The organism is Hydrogenophaga sp. (assembly GCF_051858985.1).
Lineage (GTDB): Bacteria > Pseudomonadota > Gammaproteobacteria > Burkholderiales > Burkholderiaceae_C > Hydrogenophaga.
Window position 1 is genome coordinate 640,871 of the sequence record NZ_JBHYGM010000003.1, and the last position, 14,879, is coordinate 655,749.

The window sequence follows — 14,879 nt, forward strand, 5'->3', positions numbered from 1 at the left end:
TCCATGACCGCTGCTCCTGCCCAACCGCCCTCCAACCCCGAGCTCGATGCCATGCTGGCACGGGCGCTGGGCAAGGAGTCTTCCCTGGTCCCCACAGACCCGCCCGTGGCCGAGGAGGCCCCGGAACCCGTGGATCCGGCCGAGCAGCGCTGCGGTTACGTGGCCATCGTCGGCAAGCCCAACGTCGGCAAATCGACGTTGCTGAACGCGCTCGTGGGGCAGAAGGTCAGCATCACGTCGCGCAAGGCCCAGACCACACGGCACCGCATCACGGGCATGCGCACGGTCGGGCCCACGCAATTTGTGTTCGTGGACACGCCGGGCTTCCAGACCCGCCATGGCAATGCGCTCAATCGCGCCTTGAACAAGACCGTGCTGGGTGCGGTGAGCGATGTGGACCTGATCCTGTTTGTCGTGGAGGCGGGGCACTTCAATCTGGCCGATGCCAAGGTGCTGTCGCTGCTGCCGGCCAATGTGCCGGTGGTGTTGCTGGCCAACAAGTTCGACCTGGTGCATCGCCGCGCGGATCTGGCACCCTGGCTGAGGTCCATGCAGGAACGCCATCCTTTCGCCGAGTTCGTGCCCATGTCGGCCAAGACGGTGAAGGACATCCAGCGCCTGTTCACCATCTGCGAAAAATACCTGCCGCAGCAGCCGTGGATGCACGACCCCGACGAGCTGACCGACCGCAGCGAGCGATTCATGGCCAGCGAGATGGTGCGCGAGAAGCTTTTCCGCCTAACGGGCGATGAACTGCCCTACACCTCCACTGTGGTGATCGACAAGTTCGAGGAGGAAGGCGCACTCAAGCGCATCGCTGCCACCATCGTGGTGGAGCGCGAGGGGCACAAGGGAATGGTCATTGGCGAAGGGGGCGAGAAGCTCAAGCGCATTGGCACCGAGGCCCGGCAGGAGCTCGAGAAACTCTGGGATTGCAAGGTGTTCCTGGAGTTGTGGGTGAAAGTGCGGTCCGGTTGGGCGGACGACGACGCGCGGGTGCGGTCGTTCGGATACGAATAACGCCGGTCCCTTGGACGCACGAGGTCAGGCCGCATGGCCCTGAAACGTTTCACCGACGAACCCGCTTTCGTGCTGCATCGCTACGACTGGAGCGAAACCAGCCTGGTGCTCGAGGTCTTCACCCGCCACCACGGGCGCATTGCGCTGGTGGCCAAGGGCGTGAAACGCCCCAGTTCGCAGTTCCGACCGGTGTTGCTGCCTTTGCAGCCACTGCATGTGTCCTGGACCGGGGACGCCGAGGTGCGTACCCTCAAGGCCGCGCAGTGGCAGGGCGGGCACGTCATGCCCACGGGCGAGGCATTGGTCTCGGGCAGCTATCTCAATGAATTGCTGATGCGCCTGCTCGCGCGCGACGATGCCCATGAGCGCCTGTTCGATCATTTCACCATCGCCGTGCAGTTGCTGGCCGAGAAAAGCGATGCCCAGCAGCTCATCCTGCGAGCGTTCGAATGCTTGCTGTTGCGAGATGTGGGGCTGCTGCCCGATCTCTCGCAGGAAGGCAGCACGCTGGTCGGAATCGATCCGCAACGCCGCTACGTGTTGCTGCCTGAGAGCGGGCTGAGCGCCGCACAGGACGATGACGAACAGGCGCTCACCGGCGTTCAGTGGCTGGAACTGCAATCGGCCATGGACGAGCCGGCGCCGTTCGTGCCCACGCTGCGCGCCTGTGCTTCCTGCCTGCAGGCGATCCGTCTGCCTCTGCGCAACCTGCTGCACTACCATTGCGGTGTGCGCGTTTTCAAGACCCGCCAGCTCCTGCTCGATGTGCAGGCCATGACCCGACGGCCGCAGCCAGACGACCTGGATGGCGATCTCTCTTCCGATCCGAACTCCAGCGTGACCGTCCCATGACCGTGGCTCCCAACTCCCTGCCTCGCCCCACCGCCTTGTCGGTGAACCTCAACAAGGTGGCGCTCGTGCGCAATACGCGGCACCTGGGCATTCCTTCGGTCACGCTTGCAGCCGCGCAGTGCCTCCGGGCGGGCGCCCGCGGCATCACCGTGCATCCGCGCCCCGATGAGCGCCACATTCGTGCGCACGATGTCCACGACCTGGCCGCCCTGCTCAAGGATTGGCCGGATCGCGAATTCAACATTGAAGGCAACCCCTTTCACAACCTCATGGGTTTTGTGAGCGCGGTGCGACCCCACCAGGTGACCTTCGTGCCCGACAGCGAGGGCCAGTTCACCAGCGACCATGGCTGGAACTTTCCAGCGGATGCAGAGCGCCTGCGCCCCCTGATCGACGAAGCCAGGTCTCTGGGTGCCCGAGTGAGCCTGTTCATGGACGCAGAACCCGGCCAGATGGCCGGTGCGAAGGCGGCGGGCGCCGACCGCGTGGAGCTCTACACGGAGCCGTATGCCGCGGCCTGGGGCACCCCGCAGCGTGTCACGCAACTGGAGCGCTTCCGCGCAGCCGCGCAGGCCGCGCTGGATGCAGGTCTGGGCGTCAACGCCGGACACGATCTCAACCGAGACAACCTCACGGCCTTTCTTCGCACAGTGCCAGGCGTGAGCGAGGTCTCCATTGGCCACGCGCTGATAGCGGATGCCCTGGAGATGGGCTATGCCGCGACCGTCGCTTCCTACAACCGCTGCATTGACGAAGCGTTCGCCAGATGAACTACGGGATCGGCACCGACATCTGCGACATCCGCCGACTCGAAGCGACCCTCGGGCGTCAGGGAGAACGTTTCGCCCAGAAGGTGTTGTCTGAAGCCGAGATGCTGGTGTGGCGCCGACGCAGCGAACGCAACGCGCAAAGGGGCCTGCGTTTCCTGGCCACCCGCTTTTCCGCCAAAGAAGCGTTTTCCAAAGCCATTGGCCTGGGCATGCGAATGCCCATGGCTTGGCGGCGGTGCGAAATCACCAACCTGCCTTCCGGCAAGCCCGTCATCGTGCTGCATGGCGACCTCAAGACCTGGTTTGAAGCACAGGGCTTGCGCGCTCACGTCACCGTGACCGACGAGACCGATTACGCCGCCAGCTTCGTGGTGGTGGAGCGAGATTGAGCATTCACCGACACCCTCCATGAACTTGCACGCTCCTCTCGTCATCGACGTCGCTGGCCACAGCCTGACCACCACCGACCGCCAGCGGTTGGCCCATCCGCTGGTGGGGGGCGTCATCCTGTTTGGCCGCAACTGGCAAGACCGCGCCCAGCTCACCGCCTTGTGCCGCCAAATCAAAGCCGTGCGGCCCGATCTTCTGATTGCGGTGGACCACGAAGGCGGTCGCGTCCAGCGGTTTCGCACCGATGGCTTCACCCACCTCCCACCCATGGCCGCGCTCGGTGAGCTGTGGATGCGTCCCGACCGGCGTGAGGGCGCATCGGCGCTGACGGCCATGAACGCGGCCACCGCCACGGGCTATGTGCTGGGTGCCGAACTGCGCGCGTGCGGGGTGGACCTGAGCTTCGCGCCCGTGCTCGACCTCGATTACAGCGAGAGCTCGGTGATCGGCGACCGTTCCTTCGGGCGCGATCCGCGCATGGTCTCCGTGCTCGCACAGAGCCTCATGCACGGGTTGCAGCAGAGCGGCCTGGGCCACTGCGGCAAGCATTTTCCGGGGCACGGTTTCGTGCAGGCCGACTCGCACCTGGCGATTCCGGTCGACCGCCGCAGCCTGGGCGCCATCCTGTCCGAAGATGCAGCACCCTACGGGTGGTTGTCCGCCAGTCTGCAAGCCGTGATGCCCGCACACGTCATCTACCCCCGTGTGGATGCGCGCCCGGCGGGTTTCTCGGCACGCTGGTTGCAGGAGGTGCTGCGGCGCCGGCTGGGATTCACCGGCGCCATCTTCAGCGATGACCTGAGCATGGCCGCAGCGCGCCAGATCGATGGCCACGCCGTGAGCTTCACCACGGCGGCGCTGGCGGCGCTGCAAGCGGGCTGCGATCTCGTGCTGCTGTGCAACCAGTCGGTGGTGGAGGCTGGCGCGCCGATCGACGAGGCCATCGATGCGCTCTCGCGGTCCGTCCTGGAAGGGCAGTGGCAGCCGGATCCCGCCAGCGAGGAACGTCGCCTCGCACTGCTCCCCCTGTCGCCGGCGCTCCCGTGGGATTCGCTGATGATCAGCGCGCGCTACATGCAGGCGCTCTCGCTGTTGCCAAGCTGAGGCGCACGGCCTGCGTCAGTGTTCCAGGCCCAGCCGATCCAGGAGGTCGGACACCAGCTCCAGGCGCAGCAGCGGGTTGTCGAGCGCCATCAGGCGCTGCTTGAGTTCGGCGGGGGTCGGCAGCAGCTCGGCCCAGCGGTTGGCGACCCAGCCGCTGTCATCCCAGTGGAAAGGCGGGCGCAGCGGCAGTTGCTCCAGGCTTTGCGGATCGCGCTCCTGCAGGTTCTGCAGCAGGCGTTGCAAGGCGTTGCGGGTGCTGAGCAGGTGTTCGGGCACGCGCACAGCGGCTTCGGGTTCGTCGAGCTGCACGTCGGCCACCCAGAGCCCATGTGCCAGCTGGCTGCGGCGCGTGATCTGAAACCGCTGCTGGCCCCGGCACTGGATCACCATCAGGCCCGGCTGCGGCCGCTCCAGGGACTCGATGCGGGCGAGTGTTCCCACCGCATGAAACACTTCCCTGGCAAAAGCGTCTCCAGTCGGCGGCGCTGCCGGATCGATGCGCCGGACCTCCGAGCCTTCACTCAGGCAGACCACGCCGAACGGCGCACCCGCCTTGTGGCAGCGCCCGATCATGTCCAGGTAGCGCACCTCGAAAATGCGCAAAGGCAACCATCCGCCCGGAAACAGGACGGTCTGCAGCGGGAACAGGGGAAGCTGCTGGAGCGTCAGGGGCCCGTTCGCGGGCTCGGCGCTCAATCGTTGACCACCGCGTCGGCGCTCTGGCGCTGCATCATCGCCAGCAGGTTGGCGATGTGGGCGCGCAGTTCGCGCCGGTCGCTGATGAAATCCACCGCGCCCTTGGTCTGCAGGAACTCGGCACGCTGGAAGCCTTCGGGCAGTTTCACCCGCACGGTGTTCTCGATCACGCGCGGGCCGGCAAAGCCGATCAGCGCCTTGGGCTCAGCAATCACCACATCACCCACAAAGGCAAAGCCCGCGCTCACGCCGCCCATGGTGGGATCGGTCAGCACGCTGATGTAGGGCAAGCCCTTCTTGGCCAGGCGCGTGAGCGAAGCGTTGGTCTTGGCCATCTGCATCAGTGAGAGCAGACCTTCCTGCATGCGCGCACCGCCGGTGGCGGTGAAACAAACGAAGGGCACTTTCTGTGCAATGGCTTCTTCCACGCCGCGCACGAAGCGTTCGCCGACCACCGAGCCCATCGAACCACCCATGAAATCGAACTCGAAGCACGCGGTGACGAGGCTGATGCCCAGCACCGAGCCGCCCATCACCACCAGTGCGTCGGTTTCGCCGGTGGTCTCCAGTGCGTCCTTGAGGCGCTCGGGGTACTTGCGGCTGTCCTTGAACTTCAGTGCATCCACGGGCAGCACTTCCTGCGCAATCTCGTAGCGGCCTTCCGCGTCCAGGAACGCGTTGAGCCGCGCCCGCGCGCCAATCCGGTGGTGGTGGCTGCAATGCGGACAGACGTTCTGGTTCTTTTCCAGATCGTTCTTGTAGAGCACGGCCTCGCAGCTCGGGCACTTGATCCACAGGCCTTCGGGCACGCTGCGGCGCTCGGTGGGGTCGGTGGGCGTGATCTTGGGGGGCAGAAGTTTTTCAAGCCAGGACATGTTCTCTCCTTGCGGAAGGCAGGCGAAGCGGAATTAAACCATGCATGGGGGCGGAAACGGGCCAGCCGCCGGGCCGCCCCAAGGCAGGCCCAGCCCCCCTTGGGGGCAGCGACCCGCGCAGCGGCGGAGCGTGGGGGCTTCATGTTATGCGTCGAGGGCTTTTCGGATGGTGCGAAGGAATTGAGAAGCCACACCGACCACCTTTTCATGCGGCTCGTTCTCGATCAACTGAATGATCTTGCTGCCAATCACGACCGCGTCAGCCGTCTGGCCGATGGCGCGTGCGGTTTCCGCATCGCGAATGCCGAAGCCCACGCCCACCGGGATGCTCACATGCTGGCGGATGCGCGGCAGCATGGCCTCCACCTGTGCCACATCCAGCGTGCCGGCGCCGGTCACGCCCTTGAGTGAAACGTAGTACACGTAGCCGCTGGCCACTCGCGCGACCTGGGCCATGCGCTCGTCGGTCGAGGTCGGCGCGAGCAGGAAGATGAGGTCCATGCCGTGGGCTCGCAGTGAGGTGGCGAACTCCTCGCACTCTTCGGGCGGATAGTCCACCACCAGCACCCCGTCCACGCCGGCCGCGCCCGCATCTCGCACGAAGCTGCCCTGGCCGTGTCGCTGGTCGTAGCGCTCGACAGGGTTGGCATAGCCCATCAGGACGACCGGCGTGGAGGTGTTGCGCTCACGGAAGCTGCGCACCATGGCCAGAACCTGGGTCATGCCGATGCCCAGTGCCAGCGCTCGGTCGCCCGCCTTCTGGATCACCGGGCCGTCCGCCGCGGGGTCGGAGAACGGCACGCCGAGCTCGATGACGTCGGCACCGGCATCGGCCATGCCGTGCATCAGGTCGGGGGTGATGTCGGCGAACGGAAAGCCGGCCGTGACGTAGGGAATCAAGGCCTTGCGGTTCCGGGCCTTGAGCTGGGCGAAAGTATTTTCGATGCGGCTCATGGGTGCTGGCTCCCTTTGACGGAGAGTCCACGCATGGACGGGCGATCGTAGAAATCCACGCCCGACAGATCGGCCACGGTGCCGATGTCCTTGTCTCCGCGTCCCGACAGGTTGACCAGGACCGATCGATCCGGCTTCATGGTCTTGGCCAGCTTCATGGCGTAAGCCACGGCGTGGCTGGACTCCAGTGCGGGAATGATGCCTTCGGTGCGGCAGAGGTAATGGAAGGCTTCGAGCGCTTCGGTGTCGGTGATGCCCACGTACTCGGCGCGACCGATGTCCTTGAGGAATGCGTGCTCGGGACCCACGCCGGGGTAGTCCAGGCCCGCGCTCACGCTGTGGGTCTCGGTCACCTGGCCGTTGTCGTCCTGCAGGACATAGGTGCGATTGCCGTGCAGCACGCCGGGGCTGCCCTTCTGCAGGGACGCCGAATGCTTCCCGCTCTCGAGCCCTTCGCCCGCCGCCTCCACGCCGATCAGGCGCGTGTTCTGGTGCCCGATGTAGGGATGAAAGATGCCCATGGCGTTGCTGCCGCCCCCCACGCAGGCCACCACCGCGTCGGGCTGGTCACCCTGGCAGCCGGCCGCAGCCAGCATCTCGGGCATCTGGACCAGGCATTCTTCGCCGATCACGCTCTGGAAGTCCCGCACCATCATGGGATAGGGGTGCGGACCTGCCACCGTGCCGATGATGTAGAAGGTGTTGTCCACGTTGGCCACCCAGTCGCGCATCGCTTCGTTGAGGGCATCCTTCAGCGTCTTGCTGCCCGATTCCACCGGCACCACGGTGGCCCCGAGCAGCTTCATGCGGTAGACGTTGGGACTCTGCCGCTTCACGTCTTCGCTGCCCATGTACACCACGCACTCCAGCCCGTAGCGCGCGCAGATGGTGGCGGTGGCCACGCCGTGCTGCCCGGCACCGGTCTCCGCGATGATGCGCGGCTTGCCCATGCGCCGGGCGAGCATGGCCTGCCCGATGGTGTTGTTGACCTTGTGGGCGCCCGTGTGGTTGAGGTCCTCGCGTTTGAGAAAGATCTGCGCGCCACCGGATTCCCGGCTCATGCGCGCGGCGTGGTAGACCGGGCTGGGCCGGCCCACGAAATGGGCCAGCTCGCTCTTGAATTCCGCGAGGAACTCTGGGTCGTGCTGGTACCTCGCGTACGCGGCCTTGAGTTCGTTGATGGCGTGAGTGAGCGTTTCACTCACGAAGCTGCCGCCGTAGATGCCGAAATGGCCTCGGGCGTCGGGTTGCTGGTAGGTCTGCATGGGGTGTTTCCGGTTCGGCCGCTGCCCCGGACCCCACGGGATCTTCAAGGCTGGCGGGAAATCTGCGCATCGGCCGCGCGAACGGCGGCCACGAAAGCGAGCATTTTTTCGGGATCCTTGATGCCCTTGGACACCTCGACCCCGGAGCTCACGTCAACGGCCCAGGGCCGTACGCGCAAGATGCCATCGGTCACGTTTGCAGGCGTGAGTCCACCAGACAAAACGAGGCGAGAGCTGGCGTTTAGAAGCGGATGTGACCAAGGGAATGCCGTCCAGTCGAAGGATTGACCACCGCCGCCATAGCCCTCGACCAGCGCGTCGAGCAGGATGGCCTGGGCGGCCCGGTGATCTTCGGCGTATTTTAGGAGATCGAAGTCCCGGCCGTGTGCGCCGGTGGGAATGCGCGCTGCACGCAGGTAGGGCCTCTGGGCCGCCGCGCACTCGGCAGGCGATTCATCCCCGTGGAATTGCAGCAGGGCCTGCGGCACCGCCTGACAACCGTTCGCCAGGAGTTCTGCACTCGCATTCACGAACAGCAGCACCGGCATGACGAAAGACGGCAGGCGACGCGCCAACTCGCCCGCGCGCTCGGGCGTGACGTGGCGTGGGCTCTTCTCGTACAGCACGAAGCCCACCGCGTCTGCGCCAGCCCTCACCGCCGCGTCCACGTCGGCCTCGCGCGTGAGGCCACAGATCTTGATGCGTGTGCGGTGTGGCGTGTTCATGGCAACCAGTCGAAGACGGGCGTGCGTTCAGGCAGTCCCAGAGCCTCATCGTAGACCGGTCCCAGAAAGTACAGGCCATCGGGGGAAAAGGTAGGGGCGGCTGCGTCGCGGCTTCGGGCCTGCAGCACCTCGGTCATCCATTCGGGCGGGCGGCTGCCGCTGCCAATGGCCATGAGGCAGCCCATGATGTTGCGGATCATGTGATGCAGGAAGGCGCTGGCTTCGAATTCAAAGCGCCAGTAGCTGCCACGCCGTGAGATGTCCACCCGCATCAGGTGCTTGACGGGCGAATGGGCCTGGCATTGCGCGGCCCGAAACGACGTGAAGTCGTGCTCACCCACCAGCGCCTGCGCCGCCTGCGCCATGGGTTCGAGCGCCAGCGGGCGGAAAACCCAGCCCACCTGACCGTTGTCGACACTGGGCCGAACCGGTGATTCCAGCAGCACGTAGGCATAGCGCCGGGCTTTCGCGCTGGCTCTGGCATGGAAGGTGTCGGGCACGTGACGCGCCCACTGCATGGCGATGTCGTCGGGCAGGAAGCTGTTGGTGCCTCGCACCCAGGCGTTCTCGGCGCGCTCCAGCGTGGTATCGAAGTGAACCACCTGCATCAGGCCGTGCACGCCGGCATCGGTGCGACCCGCGCAAAGGGTTTTGACGGGCGCTTGCGCAGTGAACCGCGCCAGCGCCTGTTCCAGATGGTCTTGAACCGTGCGGCCGCCCGGTTGGCTCTGCCACCCGTCGTAAGCGCGTCCGTTGTAGCTCAGCCCCAACGCCACGCGCTGGCGCCTTTCAACGGCTGCCACCGCGGGACTCTGCAAGGGGGGAATCAAGCCGGTGCGTCAGGCCAGATCGGCGAGGAACGTGCCAGCCTTGGTCTTGAGCGTGCCGGATGCTTCCGCCAGCACTTCCTCGGCCAGGGATCGGGCGCCTTCGAAATCACCAATGGCGCGGAACTCCTCGGCCAGCGAGAGCTTGGTCTCCAGCGGGTTCTCTTCGGTGAGGCGACCCGAACTGGTGTTGTCCTCTTGCGGCATTCTGGAAGGCGTGGCGTCCAGATCGAGGTTGATGTCGTTGAGGTTGAACGACATCATCTCCGGCATGGCGGCCGGTTGACTCGGCGCTGCCACCGGTGGCGCGACGTCGAGATCGAAGGCGATGTCGGAGGGCTGTTCGAGCGATCCGCGCAGTGACGTGGTCTCACTTGCCGCTGCCGCATCGCTGTTGGGCCCCAGCGGAGCGGGAGCGGAGGGGAAGTCGAGATCGAAGTCCATCGACATGGAAGGCGAGGCGTCCTTGTCTTCCACGCGCGGGCTCGTCAGGGCTTCGGTGGCATTCAGGTCGTCCATGCCGGACAGCGCTGCGTCCGCCGGGGCAGCCCGCCCCTTGCCCGGCATGTCCAGCGGCGCGGGAGCGGAAGGTTCGTCCAGCGAGAAGTCCAGATCAAGGTCGAGGTTGGCCATGTCCGAGGGCGTGCCGGCATTGGCGGTTTCGGCCAGCGTGCTGCTGGCAAAGGGCATGGTGTTCATGCCGGCGCCCGCAAGGCCTGCGACCGCACCCACCTTCACGGCAGGGACACCGCCAGGTTGGTACAAGGGGTTGGAGGGATCGAGTTGCTTGCCGATCTCGCAGGCGTGCTCCCACTCGGGGCCCTGACCCTGCGTCAGACCGTAGGCTTCGGTTGCGACCACTTCGAAGGCGCGCGCATCGCGGCGCTTGGCGTAGATTTCCAGCAGTTTGTTGTGAATGGCCACGCGCGTGGGCGTGCTGCGCATGGCTTCCTTGAGGATTTCCTCGGCCTGCAGGTCGCGGCCATAGGCCAGGTACACATCGGCCTCCGCCACCGGGTCGACATCGCCAGCCGCGTCGAGCTGGCTGGGCGAATACACCATGGACGAGCCGGACGCCACCGACTCGGCGGTGTCGATGCGCTGGCCGCCACTGGAGCCGAAGAACGAGTCCGGCTGGAGGCGGCTTTCCAGGAACGAGCTGTCCACGCTGGAGCCGTGCTTGCGCTGGCGCATGCGGTAGATGCCGAAAGCGGCCAGGAGCGCCAAGAGGCCGCCGGCCAGCGGCAGCACGAGCGGGTTGTCCCGCAGCTGGTCAATGAACGAGGGTTCATCGGGAAGCGGCACGGGCACCGGACGGGGTGCTGCCACAGGAGCGGGGGTGGTCGACGGCGCGGAGGCTGCGGAATCTGCTGGCGCCGCCACCGGCGGCGCGGCAGCAGGTTCCGACGCCGCGGTGACGGGGGGCGGCGTGGTGGGCAGGGTCACGGCTGGCGCGGGCGGTGCTTCGGCGGCCGGTGCGGCTGCCGGGGGGGTGGCAGCAGGCGTGGCAGGAGCAGGCGGAGCGGCCGGGGCCGTGGCAGCGGGCGCAGGTGCAGCGGGCGCAGGTGCAGCGGGCGCGGGCGAAGACCCGGCGCCGAGTTTGGACAGCTCCTCGATGTTGCGCGAGAGCTCTGCCACGCGGTTCGAGGCGTCCTTGGCCTGGCGCTCCTTGGCGATCTGCTCTTCGCGGCTGGCAGCTGCTGCAGCGGCTTCCTTGGACAGGGTGAGCTTGTCGGCCGATGGTGCAGCGGGCCTGGCTTCCCTGACTTCCGTCTGGATCTGGCCGGCGGCCTGGCGGTCGGCGGCGGCAACGCCCGCGTCGGGCACGTTGCCCGCCAGACGGCGCCGGAATTCGTTGAAATCGCGACTCTGGGCGGCAATCGTCTGACGCGCTTCGGTCGGATTGATGGCAGCGGCTTCCTGCTGCGCCGGGAGATCCAGGACCGCGCCCGCCTTAACGCGGTTCACGTTGCCGCCGATGAAGGCATTCGGGTTGGACTGCAGCATGGCGACCAGCATCTGGTCGAGCGAGACATTGGCTGGGCGGTTCGCGGCTGCAATGGCACCGGCCGTGTCGCCAGCTTGCACCCGGACCTGACCGCCGCCACTGCTCGCTGCGGCGGCTGCAGGGGCAGGTGCAGGCGCTGGAGCCGGGCTGGCCGCGGGCGGTGGCGCACTGGCGGCTGGAAGCGCGGGCTGAGGTGGGCGGACGGCGGGCGCGGGCGCTGCTGGCGGAATCGGGCGCGGGGCCTGCGCGGTGGACGGCGCGGGGGCGGAGACCCCGGGAGCCACGGGCACGGGCTGCGGTGCGGGACGCAGGTTGGGCGGATCGAAAAGCAGGGTGTAGTCGCGCACGACCCGTCCCGACGACCAGTTGGCCTCCAGGATCAGGTCGACGAAAGGCTCTGTGATGGGGCGGGTGCTGGTCAGGCGCAGGTACGCACGTCCATCGGCACGGCGCTGCAGGCTGACCTGCACGCTGGCCAACGCGCCGCCGTAGTCAACGCCGGCCGCACGAAAGGCATCAGGTGAGGCCAGACCCACGCGCAGGCTCGAGGCTTCTTCGGAATTGATCTCGGGGACGTCGATCTCTGCACGCAGCGGCTCGCCGAGTGCGGACTGAACAACGACTCGGCCCAGCGCAAGCGCGTGGGCATCGGAAGGGTGGAGCAACGAAGTGCAAAGCAGTGCCGCCGCAGCGACCGCATGCAACCTGGCAAGACCTCGAACTCCTACGCTTTGTTGCAAGGAGCGGGTCTCTGGAGATGGGGTTTGGCGGGGGGTGGATGGCACATGGACCTCGACGTAAAAAACCGAGAATTGACCTTAACATCAACAGATTACGGTGACAAGCTGAGAATCCGCTTGAGTTTCTCAGCCGGTCATCTCCTGCGATGAGCCGTCGCGTTTGCGTTGCAGAGGCGCAACGTGATCGCAAGCCGCCCGATACATAAGGCCTGTGCCTTCCACGCGCGCCTCACGCCTCCAGCAGGATGCGCAGCATGCGACGCAGCGGTTCGGCAGCGCCCCACAGCAACTGGTCACCGATGGTGAAGGCCCCCACGTACTCGGGACCCATGGCCAGCTTGCGCACGCGTCCCACGGGAATCGTCATGGTGCCGGTGACTGCCACCGGTGTCAGATCCCGCAGCGTGGCTTCCTTGGTGTTCGGCACCACCTTCACCCAGTCGTTGTCGGCAGCGATCATGGCTTCAATATCGGCCACCGGCACGTCCTTCTTGAGCTTGAAGGTCAACGCCTGGCTGTGGCAGCGCATGGCGCCCACGCGAACGCAAAAGCCATCCACCGGGATGGCCGCCGAATCGAAACCGTCGCCCATGCCCAGGATCTTGTTGGTCTCGGCCATGCCCTTCCATTCTTCCTTCGACATGCCGTTGCCCAGGTCCTTGTCGATCCAGGGGATCAGGGAGCCGCCCAGGGGAACGCCGAAGTTCGCGGTCTCGGCGTCGCTGAGCGCACGCTGCTTTGCGATGACCTTGCGATCGATTTCCAGGATGGCGCTCTTGGGGTCGTCGAGCAGAGCCTTCACCTCGGCATTGAGCGTGCCGTACTGGGTGAGCAGCTCGCGCATGTGCTGGGCACCACCACCGGACGCTGCCTGGTAGGTCTGCGTGCTCATCCACTCCACCAGACCTGCCTTGTACAGCGCTCCCACGCCCATGAGCATGCAGCTCACGGTGCAGTTGCCACCGATCCAGTCCTTGCCGCCGCTGGCCAGCGCCTTCTGGATCACGGGCAGGTTGACCGGGTCGAGGATGATGACCGCGTCCTTTTCCATCCGCAGTGCGGAAGCGGCGTCGATCCAGTGACCCCGCCAGCCGGCAGCGCGCAGCTTCGGGTACACCTCGTTGGTGTAGTCGCCGCCCTGGGCGGTGATGACGATGTCGCAGCGCCGCAGCGCAGCGATGTCGTGCGCGTCCTGGAGCTTGGTTTCGTTTTTCGCCACAACCGGGGCCTTGCCGCCGGCATTGGAGGTGGAGAAGAACAGCGGTTCGATCAGTTCGAAATCATTCTCTGCAACCATGCGGTCCATCAACACGGACCCGACCATGCCGCGCCAGCCTACGAGGCCTACCAACTTGCTCATTTGAACGCCCTTTCAGTTAAAAACAGTGCAGACCAGACTGTTTGCCCCGGCTCGTCTGGCCAGGGAGGGCGCACGACGATTCCGGAGCTGGATCAGCCCTTAATGGTCGTGGTTTTGATGGAGATTGCGCGCGCGGCCACACCCACCATGGCGGTGGATGCGAGGTTCAGGTTGAACAGGCGGGCGGCAAACATGGGTGCAGATTCTAGCTCACCAGCGCGCGAAGCACCGCGTCGCCCATTTCGATGGTGCCCACCTTGGTGGTGCCTTCGCTGTGGATGTCGGGCGTGCGCAGGCCCTGGGCCAGCACTTTCTGCACGGCCGCCTCGATGCGTTGCGCGGCGGCCTCCTGGTTCAGACTGAAGCGCAGCATCATGGCGGCGCTCATGATGGTCGCCAGTGGGTTGGCAATGCCTTTGCCCGCGATGTCCGGCGCGCTGCCGTGGCTCGGCTCATACAGGCCCTGGTTCTTCGTGTTGAGCGAAGCCGAGGGCAGCATGCCGATGGAGCCGGTGAGCATGGAAGCTTCGTCCGAGAGGATGTCGCCGAACATGTTGCCGGTGACGACCACGTCGAATTTCTTCGGCGCTCGCACCAGTTGCATGGCCGCGTTGTCCACGTACATGTGGTCCAGTTCCACGTCGGGATATTGCTGGTGCACTTCGGTGACCACGTCCTTCCAGAACTGGAAAGTCTCCAGCACGTTGGCCTTGTCCACACTCGTGACCTTCTTGTTGCGCTTGCGCGCCGCCTGGAACGCCACATGGGCGATGCGCTCGATCTCCGGCTTGCTGTAGCGCATGGTGTCAAACGCTTCCTCGGCACCGGGGAAATGGCCGTCGGTGGCGGTGCGTCGGCCGCGAGGCTGGCCGAAGTAGATGTCGCCGGTGAGCTCGCGGATGATGAGGATGTCAAGCCCTGCAATGATCTCGGGCTTGAGGCTGGATGCGCCCACCAGCTCGGGGTAGCAGATGGCCGGCCGGAAGTTGGCAAACAGGCCCATGTGCTTGCGCAGTCCCAGGATGGCCTGCTCGGGCCGCAGGGGCCGGTCGAGTTTGTCGTACTTCCAGTCGCCCACCGCGCCGAACAGCACCGCGTCGGCTTCCATGGCGAGCTTCAGGGTGGACTCGGGCAGCGGGTGGCCGTGCGCTTCGTAGGCCGCGCCTCCGACCAGCGCCGACTCCATCTCAAAGGGCAGGTCCAAGGCGTGGAGGACGCGGACCGCTTCGGCCACGATTTCGGTGCCGATACCGTCACCCGGAAGAACTGCGATTTTCATGAATGCGTTGGAGT

14 protein-coding genes are annotated in these 14,879 nt (G+C 65.9%); 5 read left to right on the forward strand and 9 right to left on the reverse strand.

What is annotated here, in order from left to right; translation table 11 throughout:
• Positions 1–3: 3 nt before the first annotated feature.
• The 5 genes from era to nagZ are packed head-to-tail and all read left to right on the forward strand — an operon-like array spanning position 4 to position 4,136.
• Positions 4–1,020: a GTPase Era gene (gene era, locus ACTIEY_RS15480; protein ID WP_439520018.1), complete on the forward strand. Its 1,017-nt coding sequence runs from the start codon at positions 4–6 to the stop codon at positions 1,018–1,020.
• A 33-nt stretch (positions 1,021–1,053) separates the two neighbouring features.
• Positions 1,054–1,872, forward strand: coding sequence for a DNA repair protein RecO (gene recO / locus ACTIEY_RS15485; protein WP_439520019.1), 819 nt, complete (start codon positions 1,054–1,056; stop codon positions 1,870–1,872).
• On the forward strand, positions 1,869–2,642 hold the full coding sequence (locus ACTIEY_RS15490) for a pyridoxine 5'-phosphate synthase (RefSeq protein WP_439520020.1): 774 nt from the start codon (positions 1,869–1,871) through the stop codon (positions 2,640–2,642). Before recO ends, ACTIEY_RS15490 begins: the two co-directional genes overlap by 4 nt.
• On the forward strand, positions 2,639–3,031 hold the full coding sequence (acpS, locus tag ACTIEY_RS15495) for a holo-ACP synthase (protein WP_439520021.1): 393 nt from the start codon (positions 2,639–2,641) through the stop codon (positions 3,029–3,031). The genes ACTIEY_RS15490 and acpS overlap by 4 nt, the downstream gene beginning before the upstream one ends.
• Before the next feature lie 19 nt (positions 3,032–3,050).
• The gene (gene nagZ, locus ACTIEY_RS15500) at positions 3,051–4,136 is read left to right on the forward strand and encodes a beta-N-acetylhexosaminidase (RefSeq protein WP_439520022.1); all 1,086 of its coding nucleotides are present in this window, start codon (positions 3,051–3,053) and stop codon (positions 4,134–4,136) included.
• Positions 4,137–4,151: 15 nt separating this feature from the next.
• Here nagZ and ACTIEY_RS15505 read toward each other — a convergent pair whose 3' ends face one another.
• The 9 genes from ACTIEY_RS15505 to leuB all read right to left on the reverse strand — a co-directional run bounded on the left by ACTIEY_RS15505 (position 4,152) and on the right by leuB (position 14,865).
• A complete protein-coding gene (locus ACTIEY_RS15505; protein ID WP_439520023.1) occupies positions 4,152–4,832 on the reverse strand; it encodes an LON peptidase substrate-binding domain-containing protein in 681 nt (226 codons plus the stop codon).
• On the reverse strand, positions 4,829–5,707 hold the full coding sequence (gene accD / locus ACTIEY_RS15510; protein WP_439520024.1) for an acetyl-CoA carboxylase, carboxyltransferase subunit beta: 879 nt from the start codon (positions 5,705–5,707) through the stop codon (positions 4,829–4,831). Before accD ends, ACTIEY_RS15505 begins: the two co-directional genes overlap by 4 nt.
• A gap of 144 nt (positions 5,708–5,851) precedes the next feature.
• Positions 5,852–6,661, reverse strand: coding sequence for a tryptophan synthase subunit alpha (trpA, locus tag ACTIEY_RS15515; protein ID WP_439520025.1), 810 nt, complete (start codon positions 6,659–6,661; stop codon positions 5,852–5,854).
• Positions 6,658–7,926 carry a tryptophan synthase subunit beta gene (gene trpB / locus ACTIEY_RS15520; protein WP_439520026.1) on the reverse strand — a complete coding sequence of 423 codons (1,269 nt, stop codon included), beginning with the start codon at positions 7,924–7,926 and terminating at the stop codon, positions 6,658–6,660. Before trpB ends, trpA begins: the two co-directional genes overlap by 4 nt.
• Before the next feature lie 44 nt (positions 7,927–7,970).
• Positions 7,971–8,651: a phosphoribosylanthranilate isomerase gene (locus tag ACTIEY_RS15525; protein WP_439520027.1), complete on the reverse strand. Its 681-nt coding sequence runs from the start codon at positions 8,649–8,651 to the stop codon at positions 7,971–7,973.
• On the reverse strand, positions 8,648–9,454 hold the full coding sequence (truA, locus tag ACTIEY_RS15530; RefSeq protein ID WP_439520028.1) for a tRNA pseudouridine(38-40) synthase TruA: 807 nt from the start codon (positions 9,452–9,454) through the stop codon (positions 8,648–8,650). The genes ACTIEY_RS15525 and truA overlap by 4 nt, the downstream gene beginning before the upstream one ends.
• Positions 9,455–9,490: 36 nt before the next feature.
• Positions 9,491–12,151 (reverse strand): FimV/HubP family polar landmark protein, encoded by a 2,661-nt coding sequence (locus ACTIEY_RS15535; RefSeq protein WP_439520029.1) that lies wholly within the window; start codon positions 12,149–12,151, stop codon positions 9,491–9,493.
• Positions 12,152–12,455: 304 nt separating this feature from the next.
• Positions 12,456–13,586 carry an aspartate-semialdehyde dehydrogenase gene (asd, locus tag ACTIEY_RS15540; protein WP_439520030.1) on the reverse strand — a complete coding sequence of 377 codons (1,131 nt, stop codon included), beginning with the start codon at positions 13,584–13,586 and terminating at the stop codon, positions 12,456–12,458.
• 205 nt (positions 13,587–13,791) lie between these two features.
• Complete coding sequence (leuB, locus tag ACTIEY_RS15545) at positions 13,792–14,865, reverse strand: 3-isopropylmalate dehydrogenase (protein WP_439520031.1); 1,074 nt, start codon at positions 14,863–14,865, stop codon at positions 13,792–13,794.
• Between the last annotated feature and the right edge of the window lie 14 nt (positions 14,866–14,879).

Excerpts from the sequence above, each read along its gene's own strand:
- era (WP_439520018.1), top strand. The coding sequence starts at position 4 with ATGACCGCTGCTCCTGCCCAACCGCCCTCCAACCCCGAGCTCGATGCC.
- recO (WP_439520019.1), top strand. The coding sequence starts at position 1,054 with ATGGCCCTGAAACGTTTCACCGACGAACCCGCTTTCGTGCTGCATCGC.
- ACTIEY_RS15490 (WP_439520020.1), top strand. The coding sequence starts at position 1,869 with ATGACCGTGGCTCCCAACTCCCTGCCTCGCCCCACCGCCTTGTCGGTG.
- acpS (WP_439520021.1), top strand. The coding sequence starts at position 2,639 with ATGAACTACGGGATCGGCACCGACATCTGCGACATCCGCCGACTCGAA.
- nagZ (WP_439520022.1), top strand. The coding sequence starts at position 3,051 with ATGAACTTGCACGCTCCTCTCGTCATCGACGTCGCTGGCCACAGCCTG.
- accD (WP_439520024.1), bottom strand. The coding sequence starts at position 5,707 with ATGTCCTGGCTTGAAAAACTTCTGCCCCCCAAGATCACGCCCACCGAC.
- trpA (WP_439520025.1), bottom strand. The coding sequence starts at position 6,661 with ATGAGCCGCATCGAAAATACTTTCGCCCAGCTCAAGGCCCGGAACCGC.
- trpB (WP_439520026.1), bottom strand. The coding sequence starts at position 7,926 with ATGCAGACCTACCAGCAACCCGACGCCCGAGGCCATTTCGGCATCTAC.
- ACTIEY_RS15525 (WP_439520027.1), bottom strand. The coding sequence starts at position 8,651 with ATGAACACGCCACACCGCACACGCATCAAGATCTGTGGCCTCACGCGC.
- asd (WP_439520030.1), bottom strand. The coding sequence starts at position 13,586 with ATGAGCAAGTTGGTAGGCCTCGTAGGCTGGCGCGGCATGGTCGGGTCC.
- leuB (WP_439520031.1), bottom strand. The coding sequence starts at position 14,865 with ATGAAAATCGCAGTTCTTCCGGGTGACGGTATCGGCACCGAAATCGTG.